A 20,248-nucleotide genomic window follows, 5' to 3' on the forward strand; every position below is an offset into this window, starting at 1 on the left:
TTACCTCACTTGAAGAAAGTCTAAAATTGTCGAAAGTGTCTGACGAAGTTCTTTTCTGTGTGATATCATATCAACAAATCCGTGCTCCTGAACAAACTCGGATTTCTGAAAACCAGCGGGAAGGTCCTTGCCAATTGTTTGTTTAATAACTCTTGGACCGGCAAATCCGATCAGAGCATTGGGTTCCGCCACAATTACATCACCCAGCATTGCATAGCTCGCGGTCGTTCCACCAGTTGTTGGGTCAGTTACGACAGAGATGTACGGAATTTTAGCATCTGCCAGTTGGGCTAGTCTTGCACTTGTTTTTGCCATCTGCATCAATGAAAGAGCTCCTTCCATCATTCTGGCACCACCGCTTGAACTGATAATAATCAGCGGACATTTGTTTTTTAATGCCTTGTGCGCAGCCCGTGCGAGTTTTTCTCCGACTACAGAACCCATGGAGCCACCAATAAATTTAAAGTCCATACAACCGATCACAACCTCTTTGCCAAGAATTTTCCCAATACCGGTTCTGACTGCATCCTGAAGACCCGTGGCTTTGATTGTACTCTCTATTCTTTGAGTATATTTTTTTGTATCCTCGAACTTGAGAGGATCGGCAGATTTCATTTTTTTGTCGTACTCCTTGAAGCTACCTTCATCGAGCAGCAATTTAAAATATTCTGCGCTTCCTATTCTGAAATGGTAATTACACTTAATACAGGTCCAGAGATTATTCTCAAGCTGTTTTTTGTGCATAATCTCGCCACATTCGGTACACTTCTCCCACAGTCCATCGGGCATGTTTTCCTTTGGATTTGTTTCGGGAGCGATGTTGTCTTTTTTCCTTTTAAACCATGCCATAAATTTAATCTCTAATTAGTAATTTCTGCATAAATGGTGAGTGTGTAATATTCTTCCGTTTTATCATTGGTTACGAGAGTAATGGTTCTGCTCGTTCTTCCTGCTCTGTTTTTCGAATCGAAAGAAACCTTCAATTCTCCTGATTCACCCGGTTTAAATATTTTTTTACTCGGTTCGGCAGCAGTGCAACCACATGAAGTTCTAATATCTTTTATTTCGAGATCAGCTTTACCAATATTTGTAAATTTAAACATGTGCGAAACAATGATTCCCTCTTTTATGACTCCAAAATCATGTTGTGATTTTTCAAATTTGATCTTTGCACCTTCAAGCTCTTTAACGGGAGCTTCTATCACCTTGCCGGAAAGAGTGAACTGAAAAAGAGGGTTATTCGCATCATTTGATAAAACACTGACAGTTTTTAGCTGGTCACCTGTTCTACCGGTGGAGTTAAATTCAACGGCCACGGTAGTGGTTTCGGAAGGTTTCAATTCTTTCTTTTCTGGTTCAGCCACTGTACAACCGCAGGAAGAAACTACTTTATCTATAACCAGATTTTGATCACCATTATTTACCAATACAAATTTGTGTTTTACTAAAACACCGGCTTCAACAGACCCAAAGTCATATTTGCTCGCAGGTGAGTATATTTTTGGTCCTTGAAACTGCGCTAAAACCGCAATCGAAAGAAGCAAGAGAAAAGAAAAGGTCTTCATCATATTATTTAACTTTCACTATAAAATTTTTAAAGTAACGGGGTTCTATAAAATCAACATCATAATCAAACTTAAAGTCAGTTCTTCTTTTTGCGTACCTGACAACCGACAATGCTTCGGGGGAAGTTTTTTCCACAATCTCTATTTGATCCAGTTTCACATTTGAAAAAACTTTCGAAAAATCCCATTTACTGACAAGCGAATTTACAACATTGTTCTCAATCAACGAAAGTTCGAAGAGTTCGTTGAAATAACCGGATTGTGCTTCAAACCCGTAGACATAAGATTCTTCAAGGGCGGCTTTGGTAACAATTAAGCCTCTGCTCCCCGGACTCATAGTCATGGATAGTTCTTCAGCAAGGCTTTTAAATGTTGGGACTTTTATGATTCCGATACCTGCACCGTAAGCAATCCCTTTTGCAGCTGCAAATCCGAGACGAAGTCCTGTAAACGAACCGGGACCCTCCGAAACACATATTCCGCCAAGATCAGCAGGAGTAATATTAAAAGAATCTACTGCAAAATCAATAAGGGAAAGAATCTTTCGTGAATGTGCCTTATCCAGATTCAGAGAGATGGTCAGATTCTTCTTTTCGCTTTCATAAACACAAACACTACAGACTGAACCGGTGGTTTCAATTCCAAGAACCGGTTTACCAAGGATATTCAATGATGACCTCTCTCGAATCGTCTTCCGATATTTTAATGAGAATATTTATTCTTTTGTGTGGGAGCACCTCAGGAAAAAGGTCTGCCCATTCAATAAATGAAACAGCATTTTCATCAGCAAGATATTCCTCAAGACCAATATCGTGCAATTCAGCGGTTTTTTTTATCCGGTAAAAGTCAAAATGATAAATTCTGAACTTCCCCTCATAGGAGTTTACGATTGCGAAAGTCGGACTTGAAGATAACGGGACACCCGCAGCCCTGCAAAACGCCTTCACGAAGAAGGTTTTACCGGCACCCAAATTACCGTTTAGTGTGACGATCGTACCTCCCTTTAAGCTCTTAAATAACTTTTCCGCGAGATGCGTCATCTCATTTTCAGAGCGAACGACAGTCGTTTCAATCATTTAGGCTCCATCGTGATTACAGGAATAATCATCTCCTCAAGTGAAATGCCGCCATGTTGAAAAGTGTCTTTATAGTAACTGAGGTATTTATGATAATCAGTCGGGTAAACAAAATAATAGTCTTCTTTGGCGATGATATAGTTGACTGTAATTCCCCTTCTGGGAAGTTTATAGTCTGCCGGATCTTTAATAAATACTGCGTGTTTATCATCCACTTTAAGATTCCTGCCGTACTTGAAGCGAAGATTTGATGAGGCTTCCCTGTCTCCCAGTACTTTAGCTCCTCTCAGAGCTCTGATGCTTCCATGATCTGTTGTAATTATCACTTTAGCCTTACCCATTGCAGCAATTGCCTTAAAAGTGGAAATCAGGTAGGAATGGGAAAACCAACTGTTGGTCAAAGACCTGTAAGCCGGTTCATCGGGAGCAATTTCCTTCAAGAGATCGGAATCAGATCTTCCGTGTGCGATCATATCCAGAAAATTTATGACAACTGCACTTAAATGACTGTTATGGTATGATTTTATGTTATGTTCAAAGTTTCGTCCGTACTCCGGATCAATCACCTTAACAAACTTGAGATCGCTTCTGAGGTGTATCTTTTTTCTGTCGAGTTGTAACTGAAGGAGATCTTTCTCATATTTATTCATGGAAGTCTCATCCTCGTCATCCCCGTACCAGAGATCAGGATAATACTGTTCTATCTCTGAGGGATACAAACCTGCAAAAAGAGCATTTCTCGAATATGAAGTGGCAGTAGGTAAAATACCGTAATAAAAGGTTTTATCGATTTTGAAATCATCAGTCAAAAGCTTTTCCATAACCAGCCATTGATCGTATCTGAGACAATCAATGACGAAGAAAAAGACCGGAACATTATCCTCTTTTAGTGCCGGAAGAACATAGTCATTAACAATATCAACAGTAAGAACGGGTCTGTCAGCCTTGTTCTTAGCCTGAACCCAGCTTTTATAGTTCTTTTCGATATATCTGCTGAATTCCTTGTTGCATTCTTTTTTCTGCTCATTCAGTGTCTGACGAAGTCCGATTTGTGGGTGAGAATCGAGCTCGATATCCCAGTTCACCAGCTTAAGGTAAATCTCTATCCAGTCCTGATGATCCGGTTGATTCAGAAGGAGAAATGAAATCTGGTTGAAATCCTGGAGGTAATCTTTAGCAACATATTCTGTTGAAATTTTCTTTTTCTCGAGGATTTTTTTGCATACAAGGAGAACCTGGCTTGGGTTAACCGGCTTTGTGAGGTAGTCATCAATTTTACTGCCGATGGCATCTACCATCACAGATTCTTCTTCATTCTTTGTGATCATCACTACAGGAATATTGGGGTCTTTGTCCTTGATCCGTCCCAACACCTCAAGTCCTCCCATTCCGGGCATCATTTCATCGAGGAATACGAGATCCACTTCACTCTCTTCTATGGTTTCGAGTGCGTCAATCCCGTTGGTGACAGTAAGAACATTATACCCTTTTTCTGTGAGGAAAATTACATGTGAACGAAGGAGTTCAATCTCGTCGTCCACCCAAAGAATGGTCTTTTGCTTCATAGTCTTAAATATTTCTGTTTAGTTGTTCAAAATTAAGCAAAACAACCGATAATTTGATACCAAAAAGATGTTACTAATGACAGCAGTCAGGCTGACTCAACTCTTCAGTTTGCGGTTTGTGCTCAAATTTTGGACTTATAAAAGGTATCCCAAGGTTTAACCCTCTAAGGATGAAGATAATTCCCAGAACGAGTGATACGGCCGGAATTATTTTCCTGGAGTTAAATTTCGGCAGGTATTTCCGAAGTGTTGGCAGAAATGAAAAAGCAAAAAGAGCAGGCATGGTGCCCATTCCAAAGAGAAACATATAAAGCGAGCCATCAAACGCATTTCCTGTGGCTATCGCGCCCGCCAGACCGGCATAAACAAGTCCGCATGGGAGAAATCCGTTTACGACACCAATCACGAAAAAAGGCTTTGAGTTGCCTGAACTTAGAACTTTTGAGAGAAGGTTTTTGACCTGTTCATTGTATTGTTTGAATGGTGGCAAACTTGTAACTGCCGTTTTGATCGATTTTGGCAGAATTATCCAGAGAACTATCAAAGACCCGATGACGATTGAGGCGATTTGCTGCAGACCCGATAGTTGTATGTGATTCCCGAGCACACCAAAAAGCGCGCCCATCACAGCGTAAGTAAAGGCTTTACCAAGATGATAGAGAACCCTCTGCAATATCATTTTATACATCTCATGTTTTGCACTGCTGATCGCAAGCACAATCGGACCGCACATTCCAATGCAATGAAGACTGCCTAAAAAACCTAAAACAAAACCGGACAGAATAAACATGATTACCTCAGGAATACATCTTCTTTAAACAAATAATCTTTACTGCCATCGTTCACCAGGATTGAGATTTTCCATTTACCGGGAGCTTTCCCTGCCATATTGATTGTCTGAAACCCGGTCGAATCATATTTCACAGCTATATTATAGTCAAACTTCTTCTGATCAGGTCTGTACAAGTGGATGTTCCCTTTCACCCCGTTTTTTCGCAAGGATGCCGGATAAGATATCTCAAGATTCACATTATTTAAGTTTATTTTCAATGAATCTGGCAAATTGAGAGCGTTGCGCATCATGACGATATCATCTTCGTATTTCAACTCTTTTTCATAGTAATTATCAGTTACAAGTTGCACATCCTGCCTGAAGACAAAAACAATTACAATTAAATTCAGCAGAAGGAATATTCCGAGAGTTATCGCAATGCCATGTCCCCAATTCAATTTCTTTTTCAATTAGTCATTAACCTTTCCCAGAAACGAAGTCTTTATCGTTTCAATTTCTCTTCCATTCTCAATAACTGCAATATCGATTTTTGTATTTACGGCTTTCAAATCTTTTTGATCAACTACGAGCATAAATCTTCCTTCATAAACCTCAAGCTGCTTAACCTTGGGTTCAGATCCGAGAATCTTGATCGTTGCCGGTATTCCCTTCACTTTTAATTCGATATTCATGTCATAAAAAGTTTTGTTGATAACATGAAAATTATAGATGTTGCTTATTTTGTTGTTCGGTTGCTCCTGAAACAGCATACCCGGAGTTCTTAAAATGTTCACTTCAACATCTTTCCTGTTGGCCATCAGGACTGAGATAATTGAAATCAGAATGACAAGAATTGCGGAATAAATGCCAACTCTCAATGAAAAACTGAATTTTTTTCCGGTCTCAACACCATTGAGAGAATCAAGTCTGATTAGCCCCTTCGGTTTCTTTATTTTGGTCATGACCTCGTCACATGCATCCATACATGCTGTACAGTTCACACATTCCAATTGAATGCCATTTCGAATGTCGATTCCGGTAGGACATACATCAACACAGAGTTTACAGTCAATACAATCTCCCTCAGTTCTAACCTGATCTTTGTGAAGTTTACCGCGAGGTTCTCCCCTGACAAAGTCATAGGTTACTGCAAGAGAGTTTTTATCCAACAGAACCCCCTGCAGCCTCCCGTAAGGACAGACTATCAAACAAGCCTGCTCCCGGAACCATGAGAATACGAAGAAAAAGAGTCCTGTAAAGACATTCATGGCTATAAAGCCACCGGGTCTCTCGGATGGAGGAGAAGTTACAATTTGTGTGACCTCATCCAATCCAACCAGATAAGCCATAAAAGTGTGGGCAATCAGATATGATATCCCCAGAAAAACAGAATACTTAAGCACTCTTTTGAATATTTTACGTCCGGTCCAGGGAGCAGCTTTTAGTCTCCTCTGATCCCTGTAATCACCATCAATTAAATATTCGATCTTTCTGAATACCAGTTCCATAAAGATAGTTTGCGGACATACCCACCCGCAGAATATCCTTCCGTAAATCGCTGTGAAAAGGATAACAAAAATGATCAGTGCTATGAACGAAAGAAGAAAAATGTGAAAATCATATGGTCCGAAAAAAACACCGAATATGATAAATTTTCTCTCGAAGACATTAAACAACAGAAATGGCTGTCCGTTCACTTTTATAAAAGGCATCCCAAACAGAAATGCCAGGAGGAAGATACTGACTATACTTCGTGCATTGTAGTACCATCCCGAGGGTCGTTTCGGAAATATCCAGTTCCTTTTACCATCTTTTTTTATCGTACCAATCGAATCCCTGAACGACTGGTCGATAACTTCTTCTTCGTTCATAACACATCAATCTGTTTCAAAATAAAATTTAAAACTATTTTTTAACTTCGTTCTTTTTGTCGTTTTTAACACTGTCCTTCTTTGCACCGTCTCCTTTTGCCGAATCGGCCGGGGCAGTCTCTTTAACAAGATCACCCTGAGGTTCTTTGGCATTCGGAGGATTGGTGCCCTTCAGGCTCTTAATATAGCTGGCAGTCGCTTCAAGGTCTTGTGAGCTAAACTGTGCCCTCCACGATGGCATGCCTTTTGCGAGGACACCATTTACGAGAACAATGTAAACTTCTTTGACAGTGCCGCCGTGTATCCAGTAATCGTCTGTTAGATTGGGACCAACGAGACCCTCACCTTTTGTACCATGGCAGGATGCGCAGTTTTTATCAAAAATATCCTTGCCTTTAGCGAGTGAAGCAGCATCAGTCAGAAGCTTGACATTATCGGCATTAACAGTTGTTTGTCCCTGAGATGCTGCGAGAGCCAGTTGTGCCTGACGCACTTCGTTTTCATATTCTGCAGCGGAAGATGGACCACTCGATAAATGATAATAACCCATATAAACAATAGAAAAAACTATTGTTGCATAGAACATATACTTCCACCAAGGGGGCAGATTGTTGTCCAGCTCTCTGATGCCATCGTAATTATGATCAAGCAAGAGCGCCTCTTCCTCCTCCAATGGTTTTGTATCGTTTATCATTTTGTCAAGTTTTTTGATCATCTCCTTTTCTTCTTCAGGTTTTTTGTTTTGACCGATCAGAAATATGATGGTCATAACAATTACATAAATGAAGAAAATCAGGAATCCGGTGTTGATGTATGTTTCTGCATCAAAACCCGCGCCTTCTGCCGCGATAGCATTGTTCTGCAACAGGATAAGTGAAAGCACGAAATTCAAAAAGATGAACTGCTTGCTTTTCACAGTCGATCCAAATTTACAATTAAATTTTTTAAACATTTTTTTCCTCTAAATTCTTTTCGTCAAGGGGAATTTTTTCAAGCTCATCTATTTTCGTTTTTGGCATTCTGACCACATGAAAGATCATGAATGAAAAGAACGAAACGAAAATTACGAGCCCTATAATCGGGAATATCGTGATGCCATCAATTGATGAAAGAACATCTTTATACATTATTTAGCCTGATTGGTTGTTGTCGGAACAGCTTTGATGTCCTTACCCAACCTCTGAAGATAGGCAATTAATGCAACAAGTTCTTTATCGTGATCTATTGCAGCACCGTTTTTCTGTAAATCTTTTGCAATTTCCTTTGCCTGTGCTTCAAGATTCTGAAGTGCTGTGCTCTCAAATCCTTCCGGATATGGAACCCCGACTCTTCTCAGAGCAGTAATTTTATCTGCTGTCGAAGAGACATCAAGCACATTTGTCTCAAGCCATGGATAAGGTGGCATGATTGACCCCGGAGACATCCTTGTTGGCTCTATCATGTGGTGATAATGCCATACATTGGGATATTTCCCGCCTTCTCTGTGAAGATCAGGACCCGTTCTTTTTGATCCCCACAAGAATGGATGATCATAAACGAATTCTCCCGCTTTCGAATATTCACCATAGCGTTCTGTCTCAGATCTGAAAGGTCTCACCAACTGGCTGTGGCAACCAACGCATCCTTCTCGTATGTAGAGGTCCCTGCCTTCAAGTTCAAGTGGAGTGTAGGGTTTTACAGATGCAATGGTGGGTATATTTGATTTAACCAAAAACGCAGGCACAAATTCCACTATTCCACCAATAAGGATTGCTACGGTAGCCAATAGTGTAAACTGGATAGGACGACTTTCGATCCAGGTGTGAGGTGCCTTTTTGTTGAATTTCTCAGCCTTTTTCTCCAAAGGTGCTGCTTCAGCTTCCTCTTCAGCAAGAAACTGTCCTTGTTTCGCAGTCTTCATCAGGTTATAAATCATAATGAAAAGACTGAAGAAGTATAACAACCCGCCAAAGGCTCTGATGATATACATCGGAATAATCTGGATAGTTGTCTCAAGGAAATTAGGATATTGCAGAATCCCCTGTGGAGTAAATTGTTTCCACATTAAACCCTGAGTAAGTGCACTCCAGTACATTGATGAAGCATAAAAAACTATTCCGAGGAAACCGAGCCAGAAATGATAATTTGCGAGTTTCTTTGAGTAAAGATTTGTTCTCCACAACTTTGGTACCAAATAGTAAAGCATTCCAAAGGTTAGGAAACCGTTCCATCCCAAAGCACCGATATGGACATGTGCGATAATCCAGTCGGTAAAATGCGCAAGCGCATTAAGATTTTTGAGAGAGAGCATTGGTCCCTCAAAGGTGGACATACCATAAGCTGTGATTGCCACAACCATAAATTTCAATACGGGGTCTTCTCTCACCTTGTCCCATGCGCCACGAAGGGTCAACAATCCATTTATCATACCACCCCATGATGGAGCGATCAGCATCACTGAGAATACAGTTCCGAGTGACTGTGCCCAGTCAGGAAGTGCACTGTAGAGCAAATGATGTGGTCCTGCCCAGATGTACAGGAATATCAGCGCCCAGAAATGGATAATTGACAACCTGTATGAATAGACAGGTCTGTTGGATGCCTTTGGCATAAAATAGTACATAATACCAAGATAAGGAGTGGTCAGGAAGAACGCAACAGCGTTATGTCCGTACCACCACTGAACCAGCGCATCCTGTACACCTGCATAAAGAGAATAACTCTTCAAAAAATTGACAGGTATTTCAAATGAATTCACAATATGAAGCACTGCAACTGTAACGAAAGTTGCGATATAAAACCATACTGCAACATACATATGTTTTTCGCGTCTTTTTATGATCGTACCGATCATATTTACACCGAAAATTACCCAAACAACGGCAATAAGTATATCAATTGGCCATTCCAACTCCGCATATTCTTTACTTGATGTAATACCTAATGGAAGTGTAACTGCAGCCAGTACAATAATCAGTTGCCACCCCCAAAAGTGTGCATAACTAAGAATGTCGTTGAACATCCTCGCTTTCAACAGCCGTTGAAGCGAATAGTAGACACCCATGAACAAACCATTTCCGACAAATGCAAAAATAACTGCGTTTGTATGCAGTGGTCTTAGTCTGCCGAAAGTCAGGAACGGCAGATTCAGACTTAGTGACGGAATGAACAATTGCAATGCGATAAGAAGTCCGACAAGCATACCAACAACACCCCAAACGGTGGTTGCCAGAGCGAAGTACTTGACAATCTTATTGTCATAACTGAATTTTTCAACTTGCATTAATTGTGCTCCTTTTTCTCCTGGTCATTTAATTGTGAAGAATCATTTTGACTTTTTAAAACTTTTGGCTCATCCTCAAATAACATCCGTACTGAGGGCGTGTATCTGTCGTCCATCTGTCCACTCTTTACAGCCCACAAAAAAGCAATAAGGAAACCTGTTGCAACCACAAGACTCGCACCGATCAGGATATAAATTGCGCTCATACCTCAAGTCCGTGTTTTTTTGCGGTATACAGGGTACCCATGGTGGTAAACACTACAACAGAAATTGAACTGACAGGCATAAGAATTGCCGCAAACAATGGTGAAAGCTCACCGCTTAACGCAACAGTGACGCCGATTATATTATAAATAGTTGACATTACGAAACTCAATTTAACCACATTCATAGTCGAGACAGATTGTTTGATAAAGGCAGAGAGTTTGCGTAAGGCGCTCCCATGAAGCAAAGAATCACTTGCTGGAGTGAAATTCATCAGATCATCTGACAATGAGACACCAACATCGGCTTTACTCAAAGCCGCCGCATCATTTAATCCGTCCCCTATCATCAATATTTTTCTGTTTTCGGATTGAAGTTTCCCTATAAAATTCATTTTATCGGAGGGTGAACAGTTGAAGATAACATTCTCAGGCCTGGTAAGTTTTATTAAATTTTCCCGTTCGCTTGAATTGTCTCCTGACAAAATGAAAATCTCTTTTTTCTTTCCGATTTCTTTAATAATTTCAGCAATGCCATCGCGGTATTTATTCGTAACCCTGAAAAAGCCTTTGTTCATACCGTCAATACTGAAATAGACTCTGCTTCCCTCAGCACCATCATCAGTGTTCGATCTGCTGTCCTGCCCAGTGATATTCAAAAAGCCTGAAGAACCAAAAATCACAATTTTTGATTCTATTTTTGCCGTACCTCCCATGCCCGGTATTTCTTCAAATGACTCAACGGACAGTTCTTTTGTTTGCACCAAAGAACGATAAATGATTTTACTTAAGGGATGAAGCGAATTCTTTAAAGCAGACTTAACGAGCGACCTCTCGTAATCTGTTAAATTTTCTCCTTCAAATATTATGCCAATCTCCTGATTTTCTGTGAGCGTGCCGGTTTTATCGAAAACGATCGTATCGATTGATCCAAGGTACTCAACAACATTCACACTTTTCAGGTAAAATTTGTTTCTTCCAAGCAATCTTAGAGTGTTTCCGAGGGCAAAAGGGGCTGAAAGAGCCAGTGCACAAGGGCAGGCAACGATTAAAACCGAGGTAATTACCGACAATACCTGAGCCAAACCCGAATTATACCAAAGAATTCCACCAAGGACTGCGAGTAATAAAATTGCCAGTGTAAAGTACTTGCTTACAACATTTGAAAAATTTATGAGCCCGTTTTCTCGATTCTTAGAAACAATAAAGTCATTCCAGAGCCTTGTGAGGTAGCTTTGAGACACTTGCTTGTAAACTTCCAGCTCGATCACACCACCAATTTGTTTGCCACCCGCAAAGACTTTATCTCCCGGTTTTCTGAATTGTGGGAGACTTTCACCCGTCACAAAACTGTAATCAATATTTCCGGTTCCGGAAAGGAGAATGGAGTCGGCCGGAATTATTTCATTATTTCGAATTAATATTCTGTCTTTCACCGAAATTCTGGAGAGTGGAACCACTTCCTCGACACCTTCCTTTGATTTCCGCGTAATTGATATCGGGAAATAAGACTTGTAATTTCTCTCAAAATTAAAATATTCGTATGTTTTGTTCTGAAAGACTTTTCCAATCAACAGAAAAAATATCAGACCGGCAAAGGAATCCATATAACTCTCTCCCGATCCCCAAAATATTTCATAAATACTCCTTCCCCAAAGAGCTACTATTCCGATTGAGAGAGGAAAATCGATATTAATATATTTTTTTCTGATCCCCTTCCACGCTGAGATGAAATAATCAGAACTGCTGTAGAAGAGCACCGGGAGAGAAAGTGTGACCATGATTAATTGGAAAAAAACTCCGAATGATTCCACACTGTCCTTGATTGACAAATATTCCGGGAAACTCAACATCATGATATTCCCAAAAGCGAATCCGGCTATTCCAAGTTTTAAATACAGAGATTTGTTAAAAGTTTTTGTATCCTTTCGGTCGAGTTCATCGAGACTTAACCTCGGCTCATACCCGATAGAATCCATAATCGATACAATTTCACTTATCAGTATCGCCGGTTTCGCTTTAATAAAAACTTTTTTCGCCGGGAAATCGACCCGGGACTCGAGAATCCGGTCGTCAAGTTTGTACAGATTTTCGAGAAGCCAAATGCAGGAAGAGCAATGAATTGAGGGGACAAAAAAGAAAAGTTTGAAAAGCTGATCGTTTCCAAATTCGATCAGCTTTTCAGAAATTTCAGGATCATCGAGATAGTCGTACCGTTTACCTGCCACTTTCTCCCGTTTTGATGATCCGGGAGTCGCATTAAGGTTGTAATAGGTGCAGAGATTGTTCTCCTTGAGCACCTGATAAACCAGCTTGCAACCTTCACAACAAAATGATTTATCTTCAATAGAGATTGATCCGTCTTCACACTTTTCACCACAATGAAAACAGATCAAATCTTCTCGTAAATCAACTATTTCAGGCATTCTTCGTCAACTACTCCACGATTTGGAGTTACAAAAAAAATAAAAATTGTATTTAAATTATAAGCAATTTTTATTTGATTTCAGCCTAATTAGTCTGATTTACTTAACTGTCCTGTCATGGTAATGTGTATGAAGCAATGTATGAGCCGTGTGACTTCCGGGTTCGCGCAGGAACTCCTTATAGAGTTTCTTTACTGATTCGTTGTCATGCGATCTTCTGGTTACACTCTGTTTGTCTATCTCATACAACGCACGAACTCTTTTCATAACATTATCGAGATTTTGGTGGATTGGCTGGCCGCCTCCATTGATACAACCTCCCGGACAAGCCATCACTTCAATAAAGTGATATGGTGAGGTTCCGGCAATTATTTCATCAATAATAGGTCTTACATTTCCAATTCCATTGACAACTGCAACTTTCACTTCAAGATCACCCATCTTCAGAGTGGCTGACTTCACACCTTCCATACCGCGGATCTGGTCAACTTCCACATTGTCAAGATTTTCACGTGTAATGTTGAAGTATGCAGTTCTTATCGCAGCTTCCATAACACCACCGCTCGTTCCGAAAATTGCTGCTGCTCCGGTCGACTCACCTAGTGGATTGTCAAATTCTTCATCCGGCAAATCAGAAAAATCGATGCCTGCCATATTGAAGAAACGAACAAGTTCTCTTGTAGTGAGAACAGAATCGACATCATGAAGTGCGTCATGTGAAAGCTCGGGTCTCTCAGACTCGAATTTTTTCACTGTACAAGGCATGATCGAAACCACAAAAATGTCTCTCGGGTTGATGCCCATCTTCTTGGCATAATAGCTTTTTAAAACGGCACCTTCCATCTCATGAGGAGATTTACAGCTCGAGAGATTCGGTATAATTTCAGGGTAGTTCATTTCAGCGAACTTAACCCAACCCGGGCAACAACTCGTGAACATTGGAAGTGGCTGGTTGTTCTGAACTCTTGATACAAGTTCGTTTGCTTCTTCAATGATTGTCAAGTCAGCAGCAAAATTTGTATCAAATACTTTCTTAAATCCAAGCCTTCTTAAACCACTGACGAGTTTTCCGGTAACATCGGTACCCGCCGGCATATGGAATTCCTCACCGAGCGTAGCCCTGACTGCAGGAGCAATCTGTGCTATGACAAATTTATTCTTGTTGCCGAGTGCGGTACTTACAATTTTAGTGGAACTTCTTTCACGAAGCGCCGCTGTAGGACATGCAAGGATACACTGCCCGCAGAGGATACAATCGCTTACATTCAATCCTTTGTTATAAGGTGTTGTAACGATGCTTCCAAATCCTCTTCCTGAGAAGTCTATTGCACCCACTTTTTGAACTTCATTACAAACTCTAACGCATCTGCCGCAAAGAATACATTTTGCAGGATCCCTCTCCAAAGAAGGACTTGAGATATCCACAACATGTTTCCTCTTATCACCCGCGAACCTGTGTTCCCTGACTGCATATCTTTCGGAAAGATCCTGAAGTTCGCAATTTTTATTACGAACACAAATCAGGCAGTCCTGTGGATGATTTTCAACAAGGAGCTCGACAATTGTTTTTCTGGCTCTTCTCACCCGAGGCGAGTTGGTCTCAACAACCATCCCTTCGGCTACGGGGTATGCACATGAAGGAAGCAGGTTCCTTTGTCCGGAAACTTCGACCACACACATTCTACAGGCACCTGTAGGAAACAAATTTTTTATGTAACACAATGTAGGTATTGAAACACCCACAGATTTTGCCGCATCAAGAATTGTCATTCCTTCTTCGGCTTTAACTTTTAAATTATTTATTGTTAATTCTACCATTTTAATCTCCGGCTCAGTTTACATTAATTGCACAGAATCTGCAGGTTTCGAGGCACATTCCACATTTAATACATTTATCCTGTAAAATGTAGTGCCCTTCACCCTTCTGCCCTACTATTGCCTCGGTACCGCATTTTCTCTTACAGAGACCGCAACCCGAGCATAGAGTATTGTCGATTGTAAAGGTCAAAAGTTCTTTACAAACTCCGGAGCGGCATTTCCTGTCGAAGAGATGCTCTTCATACTCCTCTTTGAAGTATTGCAAACCGGAAAGAATTGGATTGGGTGCCGACTGTCCGAGTCCGCACAATGAAGTGTCGCGGATGACATCTGCCAGTCTTTTTAATCCGATGATTCCTTTGAATCTCTGCAACTGATCATATTTATCAGCTCCATCCTTGTAGGCAACCGGAATTCTCTCGATAATCTCAAGCATTCTTTTGGTACCCTCTCTGCAGGGAACGCACTTGCCGCACGATTCATTTTGAATGAAGTTCAGGAAAAATCTGGCTATATCAACCATACATGTATCTTCATCCATTACAACGAAACCGCCCGATCCCATCATTGCACCAACTTCTTTCAGTGACTCATAATCAACCTGGGTTTTTATAACGCTCATTGGCAGGCAGCCACCAGAAGGACCGCCAATCTGTACGGCTTTGAATTTCTTGTTGTAAGGAATTCCACCGCCAATGCTGAAAACCACTTCTTCAAGTGTAATTCCCATCGGGATTTCCACAAGTCCTGTGTTTACGATTTTCCCGGAGAGAGCAAAAACTTTGGTTCCTTTACTTTTCTCTGTACCAACACTCGAAAACCATTCAGCACCTCTCGCGATAATGGCGGAGACATTGGAAAGTGTCTCGACATTGTTGATTACCGTCGGTTTACCCCAAAGACCCGATACTACCGGGAATGGAGGTCTTGGTTTTGGCATTCCTCTTTTTCCTTCGATTGAGGCAATGAGAGCAGTTTCCTCTCCACAAACAAATGCACCTGCGCCTTTTTTAATTTTCAACCGGAAATTGAATCCACTGTTAAGGATATTGTCACCGAGCAAACCGTACCGTTCACATTCATGGATACAGTGGGTCAATCTCGATATTGCCAAGGGGTATTCAGCTCTGCAGTAGATATATCCTGAACCAGCACCGATGGCGTAAGCTGCTACCATCATTCCTTCAATAAGTTTGAATGGATCACTTTCGAGAACCGATCTGTCCATGAAGGCACCCGGATCACCTTCGTCGGCATTACAAATGATATATTTTGTCTCTGATTTCTGTTTTAAGGCGAATTCCCATTTTTTGCCTGTTGGAAATCCTGCACCACCTCTTCCTCTGAGTCCTGAATCCAGAATTTCCTGCACAACTTCTTCCGGTTTCATCAACTTAAGAGCTTTGTTAATGGCTTTAAAACCACCGCTGGCGATATATGTATCGATCGAATCGGGATCAATAACACCACAGTTCTCGAGGACGATTTTCTTCTGATGTCTGAAGAAAGGTGTGTCATGCATTGATGTGCATACTTCTGATTTTCTTTCGTGACTTCCGAGAAGGTTATCCTGCAGAATTCCACCCTCAACGATAGTGGTCTGTATAAGCTTTGCCACAAGTTTAGGAGTAACCTCTGAGTAGGCAATTCTTTCACCGTTTGGAAGTTTTATGTCAACGATTGGCTCTTTTGCACAGTAACCGATACATCCGGTTCTGACAATTTGAGCTTCGATATTTTGTTTCGAAAGTTCAGATCTTATTGCCTCTTCAACTTTGGCAGCACCGGCTGCAAGTCCACAAGTTCCGGCTCCGATAAAGATTACAGGTACTTCATGCTCCTTGAAGAGAAGGCGGTTGTTGAATGATTTTATTTTATTTGTGCACTCTTCACTGTGGTGACAGAGTGGTCCTTCAGTACAGCATTGTACAAAATGCTGACACTGCTTTTCAGGTGAATGCCAGCACTCCGAACAACATTTTTCGATAAAACTCTTCATTTTACTGTCTCCTCTGTTTTAATCGATGATGATCTGGGGGTTACCGGCTGATATTTTTTGAGAATCTTGTCAATTTCTTTCACGCTAATTCTGCCATAATAATCATCGTTAATGCAGATTACCGGAGCTATGGAACAGGCACCGATGCAACTGACCACTTCAAGAGTAAAATTCTTGTCACGGGTTGTTTGACCGGCTTTAATGTTAAGTGCGGATTCCAGTCCGAATAAAATATTTGCAGAATTTTTTACATGGCATGCAGTTCCTCTGCAAACTCTGACGATATTTTTACCGAGTGGAGTTAAACGGAACTGGTTGTAGAATGTAGCAACGCCATAAATCGAGCTCAAAGGCATTCCGATATGTTTGGCTGCTTCCGTTAATACATCTTCGGGCAGATAACCGTGTTCATCCTGGATATCCTGCAGAAGTGGTATTAAGATACTTCTGTCGTTCTTTGGGTAGTTTTCAATTATATGATTTGCCATTGCAATTTCCTTAATGATACACAGAAATTAATCAATAATCGTGCCACATGAAATCAGGTCACAAATTCATTCATAGTCGTATTGGCACGCTTTTTGCTAATTATTTGCAATTCTCATTTGTTAGAGAAATAGTTCTAATAAGTTAGAATTCCGGTTTTTAATAAATGACCCTTTTAGGAAGTGCCGTTTTTTTATTTTTGTACAGTTGAAAATTAAATAGATGGAGGTATTTGTGTTGAAGAGCAGACCGGTTCTTACAGTCATTGCGGTTATCGCCATATCATCGGCGATATTTTTGTTAAATGGTGACAATTCTTCGGGTAAATCAATTTATGAGAATTCGAATTCGATCTCTTCCGAGAGAGAAAATATTATCACACGAACAGTTGCAAAAATCTCCCCTGCCATTGTCGGAATCAATGTCACAGAGGTTCGACAGGTAAATAACCCTTTCTTTAATCCTTTTTTCAACGATCCCTTCTTTCAGCAGTTTTTTGGTGACCAAAGCTACTCCCAGGAAGTCAAAGGTCTTGGTTCCGGTTTTTTGATCTCAGCAGATGGTTACATTCTTACAAATGATCATGTCGCGGGAAATGCAAAAAAAATAACTGTCACCTTGACTGACGGCAGGCATTTCGACGCCAAAGTTATCGGAACAGACAAAGTCTCGGATGTTTGTCTTCTGAAAATTGAAGAAAGCAAACTTCCCTTTCTCAAGCTTGGGAACTCATCTGATATTATTATCGGTGAATGGTCGATTGCACTCGGAAATCCTTTTGGCCTCTTTGATGTGAACGACAAACCTACCGTTACTGTTGGTGTGATTTCGGCAACCGGGATGAATCTGGAACCAGTCGAAGATCGTTTTTATCTCGACATGATACAGACGGATGCTGCGATCAATGGTGGCAACAGTGGTGGACCACTGGTCAACTCTTTGGGTGATGTAATAGGAATGAATACCATCATTTACTCGACCGGTAGCGGGAAAGGAAGTATCGGTCTCGGATTTGCCATCCCGATAAATAAAGTAAAAAAGATCGTGGATGAACTTAAAGTAAAAGGGGAAATCGACAGAAATTTCTTCACGGGACTTGGTGTCCAGGATATAGATGAAAAAATCGCCGCTTACTTCAAACTTCCGAACTCAAGAGGCGTGATTGTAAACAGTGTTATGAAAAATTCACCCGCAGAAAAAGCAGGATTCAAGAACGGTGATGTAATTCTCGCACTCGGAGATTTCAAAATCAGCAATCGAAACACACTTCTCGGTGCTTTGCAGGAATACAGAACAGGACAGAATGTTTCTTTCTCGGTTCTTCGTGATGAGAAGAATTTAAAACTTGAAATGGAACTGGAGAGAAGAAAATGATCGACAGGTATACTCTTCCGGAAATGGGAAAAATCTGGAGCGATCAATTTAAATATGAAACATGGCTCAAAATCGAAATTCTGGCTACAGAAGCAAGAGTCGGCACGGGTGAAGTGCCTCAAGAGGATCTCGCGGCAATAAAAGAGAGAGCCTCGTTTTCGGTTGAGCGAATTAATGAGATTGAACTCACTACTCAACACGATGTTATCGCGTTTCTCACCAATGTTAATGAAAATGTTGGACCTGCCAGCAGGCACCTGCATTATGGAATGACCTCATCGGACGTATTGGATACTGCTCTTTCAGTACAGATCAAAGAGGCATCCCGTATCATTTTAGAGAAGATAGATGTTCTGACTGATGCCCTGAAAACAAGAGCTGTTGAGCATAAAAACACATTATGCATCGGCAGGACTCATGGCATCCACGCAGAGGTTACTACCATGGGTTTGAAATTTGCCCAGTGGTATGATGAAATGCGAAGAAACCGGGCAAGATTTGTGAAAGCAATTGATGAAATTTCAACAGGACAGATTTCCGGAGCAGTTGGAACTTTCGATCACCTCTCCCCCTTTGTGGAAGAATTCGTTTGTGAAAAACTTGGTCTAAGACCTGAACCGGTTTCCACTCAGGTCATTCAAAGAGACAGGCACGCGTTTTATTTGTCAGTACTGGGAATAATCGGAGGCACGCTCGAAAAAATTGCCACAGAAATAAGACATCTGCAAAAAACAGAAGTTTTGGAAGCTGAGGAATACTTTGGAAAAGGGCAAAAAGGCTCATCAGCAATGCCCCATAAGAGAAATCCGATTATCTGCGAGAGAATTACCGGAATGGCGAGACTGATGCGATCTTATGTCTCCCCTGCCATTGAAAATATTGCCCTCTGGCATGAAAGGGATATATCGCATTCGTCGGTTGAGCGTGTGGTCTTCCCAGACGCCACAATTCTCATCGATTATATGCTTCAAAAATCGATTGATCTGATTACAAAGCTGATTATTTATCCCGAAAACATGATAAGAAACATCCACCTCACCCGTGGACTGATTTATTCCCAGAAAGTCCTGCTCGCTCTAACAGAATCCGGAATGTCACGGGAAGAATCGTATGCGGCTGTTCAGGATGCGGCAATGAGAGTCTGGCGTGACACTTCACTGAACCTTAGGGACGAACTTCTGAAAAACGAAAAAGTTGTGCAAAATATTGACCCTAAAAGGTTCGAAACAATATTTGATCTTACAAATTCGATGAGGAATATCGACTATATTTTCAACAGAACTCTTACTTAAATAAGCTTTTTAGCAAGATCGAAAACTGTTTCTGCATGAGTGGAAACATCGACATCTCTCAAGATATGCGCGATGTTACCTGATTTGTCGATAATAAATGTAATACGACTCGACATGCCAAGTTTGTTCAAAACTCCGTAGGCTTCACTCGTCTTTTTTTCCGAGTCTGAGAGAAGAGTAAAATTGAGTTTTTGTTCAGCCTCGAACTCCTTCAAACTTTTGGTGTCGTCAACACTGATACCCAGGATCTTTATTCCGTTCTCTTCAAATTTCTTGAAATTGTCTCTTATTCCACATGCCTGTTTTGTACAACCGGGTGTTCCCGCTTTTGGATAGAAATAGAGAACTACAGGACTCTTTCCTTTGAAATCAGCCAGTGAAACCTTCGTACCATTCTGATCACTTAACGAAAATTGCGGTGCTGACATTCCTTCTTTAATATTCTCGGCGGTCCCTCCACAGGAAGCAAGCAACAGCCCGGCTACAAACAGAAAAAATTTCTTTAGATTATTCATCACATCTCCTTTTTATTGATAAAC

The 20,248-nt window shown here is 40.9% G+C and carries 19 protein-coding genes; 2 read left to right on the plus strand and 17 right to left on the minus strand.

The window, feature by feature from the left end; genetic code table 11:
* The 16 genes from J0L60_08760 to nuoE form a co-directional block, all read right to left on the minus strand.
* The gene (locus tag J0L60_08760; protein ID MBN8546209.1) at positions 1–849 is read right to left on the minus strand and encodes an acetyl-CoA carboxylase carboxyltransferase subunit beta; all 849 of its coding nucleotides are present in this window, start codon (positions 847–849) and stop codon (positions 1–3) included.
* An 11-nt stretch (positions 850–860) separates the two neighbouring features.
* Positions 861–1,568 carry a DUF1573 domain-containing protein gene (locus J0L60_08765; GenBank protein ID MBN8546210.1) on the minus strand — a complete coding sequence of 236 codons (708 nt, stop codon included), beginning with the start codon at positions 1,566–1,568 and terminating at the stop codon, positions 861–863.
* Position 1,569: 1 nt separating this feature from the next.
* On the minus strand, positions 1,570–2,235 hold the full coding sequence (gene tsaB, locus J0L60_08770) for a tRNA (adenosine(37)-N6)-threonylcarbamoyltransferase complex dimerization subunit type 1 TsaB (GenBank protein MBN8546211.1): 666 nt from the start codon (positions 2,233–2,235) through the stop codon (positions 1,570–1,572).
* Entirely contained in the window at positions 2,219–2,641 is a 423-nt protein-coding gene (gene tsaE / locus J0L60_08775; GenBank protein MBN8546212.1) for a tRNA (adenosine(37)-N6)-threonylcarbamoyltransferase complex ATPase subunit type 1 TsaE, read from the minus strand. The genes tsaB and tsaE overlap by 17 nt, the downstream gene beginning before the upstream one ends.
* Positions 2,638–4,206, minus strand: coding sequence for a bifunctional response regulator/alkaline phosphatase family protein (locus J0L60_08780; protein MBN8546213.1), 1,569 nt, complete (start codon positions 4,204–4,206; stop codon positions 2,638–2,640). The genes tsaE and J0L60_08780 overlap by 4 nt, the downstream gene beginning before the upstream one ends.
* Before the next feature lie 73 nt (positions 4,207–4,279).
* Entirely contained in the window at positions 4,280–4,996 is a 717-nt protein-coding gene (locus J0L60_08785; protein MBN8546214.1) for a sulfite exporter TauE/SafE family protein, read from the minus strand.
* 2 nt (positions 4,997–4,998) lie between these two features.
* Positions 4,999–5,448, minus strand: coding sequence for a FixH family protein (locus tag J0L60_08790; GenBank protein ID MBN8546215.1), 450 nt, complete (start codon positions 5,446–5,448; stop codon positions 4,999–5,001).
* Positions 5,449–6,849 carry a cytochrome c oxidase accessory protein CcoG gene (gene ccoG, locus J0L60_08795; GenBank protein ID MBN8546216.1) on the minus strand — a complete coding sequence of 467 codons (1,401 nt, stop codon included), beginning with the start codon at positions 6,847–6,849 and terminating at the stop codon, positions 5,449–5,451.
* A gap of 34 nt (positions 6,850–6,883) precedes the next feature.
* Positions 6,884–7,801: a c-type cytochrome gene (locus tag J0L60_08800; GenBank protein MBN8546217.1), complete on the minus strand. Its 918-nt coding sequence runs from the start codon at positions 7,799–7,801 to the stop codon at positions 6,884–6,886.
* On the minus strand, positions 7,794–7,976 hold the full coding sequence (locus J0L60_08805; protein ID MBN8546218.1) for a cbb3-type cytochrome c oxidase subunit 3: 183 nt from the start codon (positions 7,974–7,976) through the stop codon (positions 7,794–7,796). Before J0L60_08805 ends, J0L60_08800 begins: the two co-directional genes overlap by 8 nt.
* A complete protein-coding gene (gene ccoN / locus J0L60_08810; GenBank protein ID MBN8546219.1) occupies positions 7,976–10,111 on the minus strand; it encodes a cytochrome-c oxidase, cbb3-type subunit I in 2,136 nt (711 codons plus the stop codon). The genes J0L60_08805 and ccoN overlap by 1 nt, the downstream gene beginning before the upstream one ends.
* Positions 10,111–10,317, minus strand: coding sequence for a cbb3-type cytochrome oxidase assembly protein CcoS (gene ccoS / locus J0L60_08815; GenBank protein MBN8546220.1), 207 nt, complete (start codon positions 10,315–10,317; stop codon positions 10,111–10,113). Before ccoS ends, ccoN begins: the two co-directional genes overlap by 1 nt.
* Positions 10,314–12,740 (minus strand): heavy metal translocating P-type ATPase metal-binding domain-containing protein, encoded by a 2,427-nt coding sequence (locus tag J0L60_08820; protein MBN8546221.1) that lies wholly within the window; start codon positions 12,738–12,740, stop codon positions 10,314–10,316. Before J0L60_08820 ends, ccoS begins: the two co-directional genes overlap by 4 nt.
* A gap of 99 nt (positions 12,741–12,839) precedes the next feature.
* Complete coding sequence (locus J0L60_08825; protein ID MBN8546222.1) at positions 12,840–14,564, minus strand: iron hydrogenase small subunit; 1,725 nt, start codon at positions 14,562–14,564, stop codon at positions 12,840–12,842.
* Between the two features lie 7 nt (positions 14,565–14,571).
* Positions 14,572–16,557, minus strand: coding sequence for an NADH-quinone oxidoreductase subunit NuoF (locus J0L60_08830; protein ID MBN8546223.1), 1,986 nt, complete (start codon positions 16,555–16,557; stop codon positions 14,572–14,574).
* A complete protein-coding gene (nuoE, locus tag J0L60_08835) occupies positions 16,554–17,045 on the minus strand; it encodes an NADH-quinone oxidoreductase subunit NuoE (GenBank protein MBN8546224.1) in 492 nt (163 codons plus the stop codon). The genes J0L60_08830 and nuoE overlap by 4 nt, the downstream gene beginning before the upstream one ends.
* A 220-nt stretch (positions 17,046–17,265) precedes the next feature.
* On the opposite strand from nuoE, the gene J0L60_08840 reads away from it, so the two are divergent.
* Complete coding sequence (locus J0L60_08840; protein MBN8546225.1) at positions 17,266–18,417, plus strand: trypsin-like peptidase domain-containing protein; 1,152 nt, start codon at positions 17,266–17,268, stop codon at positions 18,415–18,417.
* The gene (locus J0L60_08845; GenBank protein ID MBN8546226.1) at positions 18,414–19,709 is read left to right on the plus strand and encodes an adenylosuccinate lyase; all 1,296 of its coding nucleotides are present in this window, start codon (positions 18,414–18,416) and stop codon (positions 19,707–19,709) included. The genes J0L60_08840 and J0L60_08845 overlap by 4 nt, the downstream gene beginning before the upstream one ends.
* On the opposite strand, the gene bcp is transcribed toward J0L60_08845, so the two are convergent.
* Complete coding sequence (gene bcp, locus J0L60_08850) at positions 19,706–20,224, minus strand: thioredoxin-dependent thiol peroxidase (protein ID MBN8546227.1); 519 nt, start codon at positions 20,222–20,224, stop codon at positions 19,706–19,708. The two genes, J0L60_08845 and bcp, sit on opposite strands and share 4 nt — an antisense overlap.
* Positions 20,225–20,248 lie beyond the last annotated feature (24 nt).

Source organism: Ignavibacteria bacterium (assembly GCA_017302895.1).
Taxonomy (GTDB): domain Bacteria; phylum Bacteroidota; class Ignavibacteria; order Ignavibacteriales; family Ignavibacteriaceae; genus UTCHB3.

What these genes read in the sequence shown, in the direction of transcription:
- ccoS (MBN8546220.1), bottom strand. Translation starts at nt 10,317, where the DNA reads ATGAGCGCAATTTATATCCTGATCGGTGCGAGTCTTGTGGTTGCAACA.
- ccoG (MBN8546216.1), bottom strand. Translation starts at nt 6,849, where the DNA reads ATGAACGAAGAAGAAGTTATCGACCAGTCGTTCAGGGATTCGATTGGT.
- J0L60_08830 (MBN8546223.1), bottom strand. Translation starts at nt 16,557, where the DNA reads ATGAAGAGTTTTATCGAAAAATGTTGTTCGGAGTGCTGGCATTCACCT.
- ccoN (MBN8546219.1), bottom strand. Translation starts at nt 10,111, where the DNA reads ATGCAAGTTGAAAAATTCAGTTATGACAATAAGATTGTCAAGTACTTC.
- J0L60_08805 (MBN8546218.1), bottom strand. Translation starts at nt 7,976, where the DNA reads ATGTATAAAGATGTTCTTTCATCAATTGATGGCATCACGATATTCCCG.
- J0L60_08785 (MBN8546214.1), bottom strand. Translation starts at nt 4,996, where the DNA reads ATGTTTATTCTGTCCGGTTTTGTTTTAGGTTTTTTAGGCAGTCTTCAT.
- bcp (MBN8546227.1), bottom strand. Translation starts at nt 20,224, where the DNA reads ATGAATAATCTAAAGAAATTTTTTCTGTTTGTAGCCGGGCTGTTGCTT.
- J0L60_08800 (MBN8546217.1), bottom strand. Translation starts at nt 7,801, where the DNA reads ATGTTTAAAAAATTTAATTGTAAATTTGGATCGACTGTGAAAAGCAAG.
- nuoE (MBN8546224.1), bottom strand. Translation starts at nt 17,045, where the DNA reads ATGGCAAATCATATAATTGAAAACTACCCAAAGAACGACAGAAGTATC.
- tsaE (MBN8546212.1), bottom strand. Translation starts at nt 2,641, where the DNA reads ATGATTGAAACGACTGTCGTTCGCTCTGAAAATGAGATGACGCATCTC.
- J0L60_08780 (MBN8546213.1), bottom strand. Translation starts at nt 4,206, where the DNA reads ATGAAGCAAAAGACCATTCTTTGGGTGGACGACGAGATTGAACTCCTT.
- J0L60_08840 (MBN8546225.1), top strand. Translation starts at nt 17,266, where the DNA reads ATGGAGGTATTTGTGTTGAAGAGCAGACCGGTTCTTACAGTCATTGCG.
- J0L60_08820 (MBN8546221.1), bottom strand. Translation starts at nt 12,740, where the DNA reads ATGCCTGAAATAGTTGATTTACGAGAAGATTTGATCTGTTTTCATTGT.
- J0L60_08765 (MBN8546210.1), bottom strand. Translation starts at nt 1,568, where the DNA reads ATGATGAAGACCTTTTCTTTTCTCTTGCTTCTTTCGATTGCGGTTTTA.
- J0L60_08760 (MBN8546209.1), bottom strand. Translation starts at nt 849, where the DNA reads ATGGCATGGTTTAAAAGGAAAAAAGACAACATCGCTCCCGAAACAAAT.
- J0L60_08845 (MBN8546226.1), top strand. Translation starts at nt 18,414, where the DNA reads ATGATCGACAGGTATACTCTTCCGGAAATGGGAAAAATCTGGAGCGAT.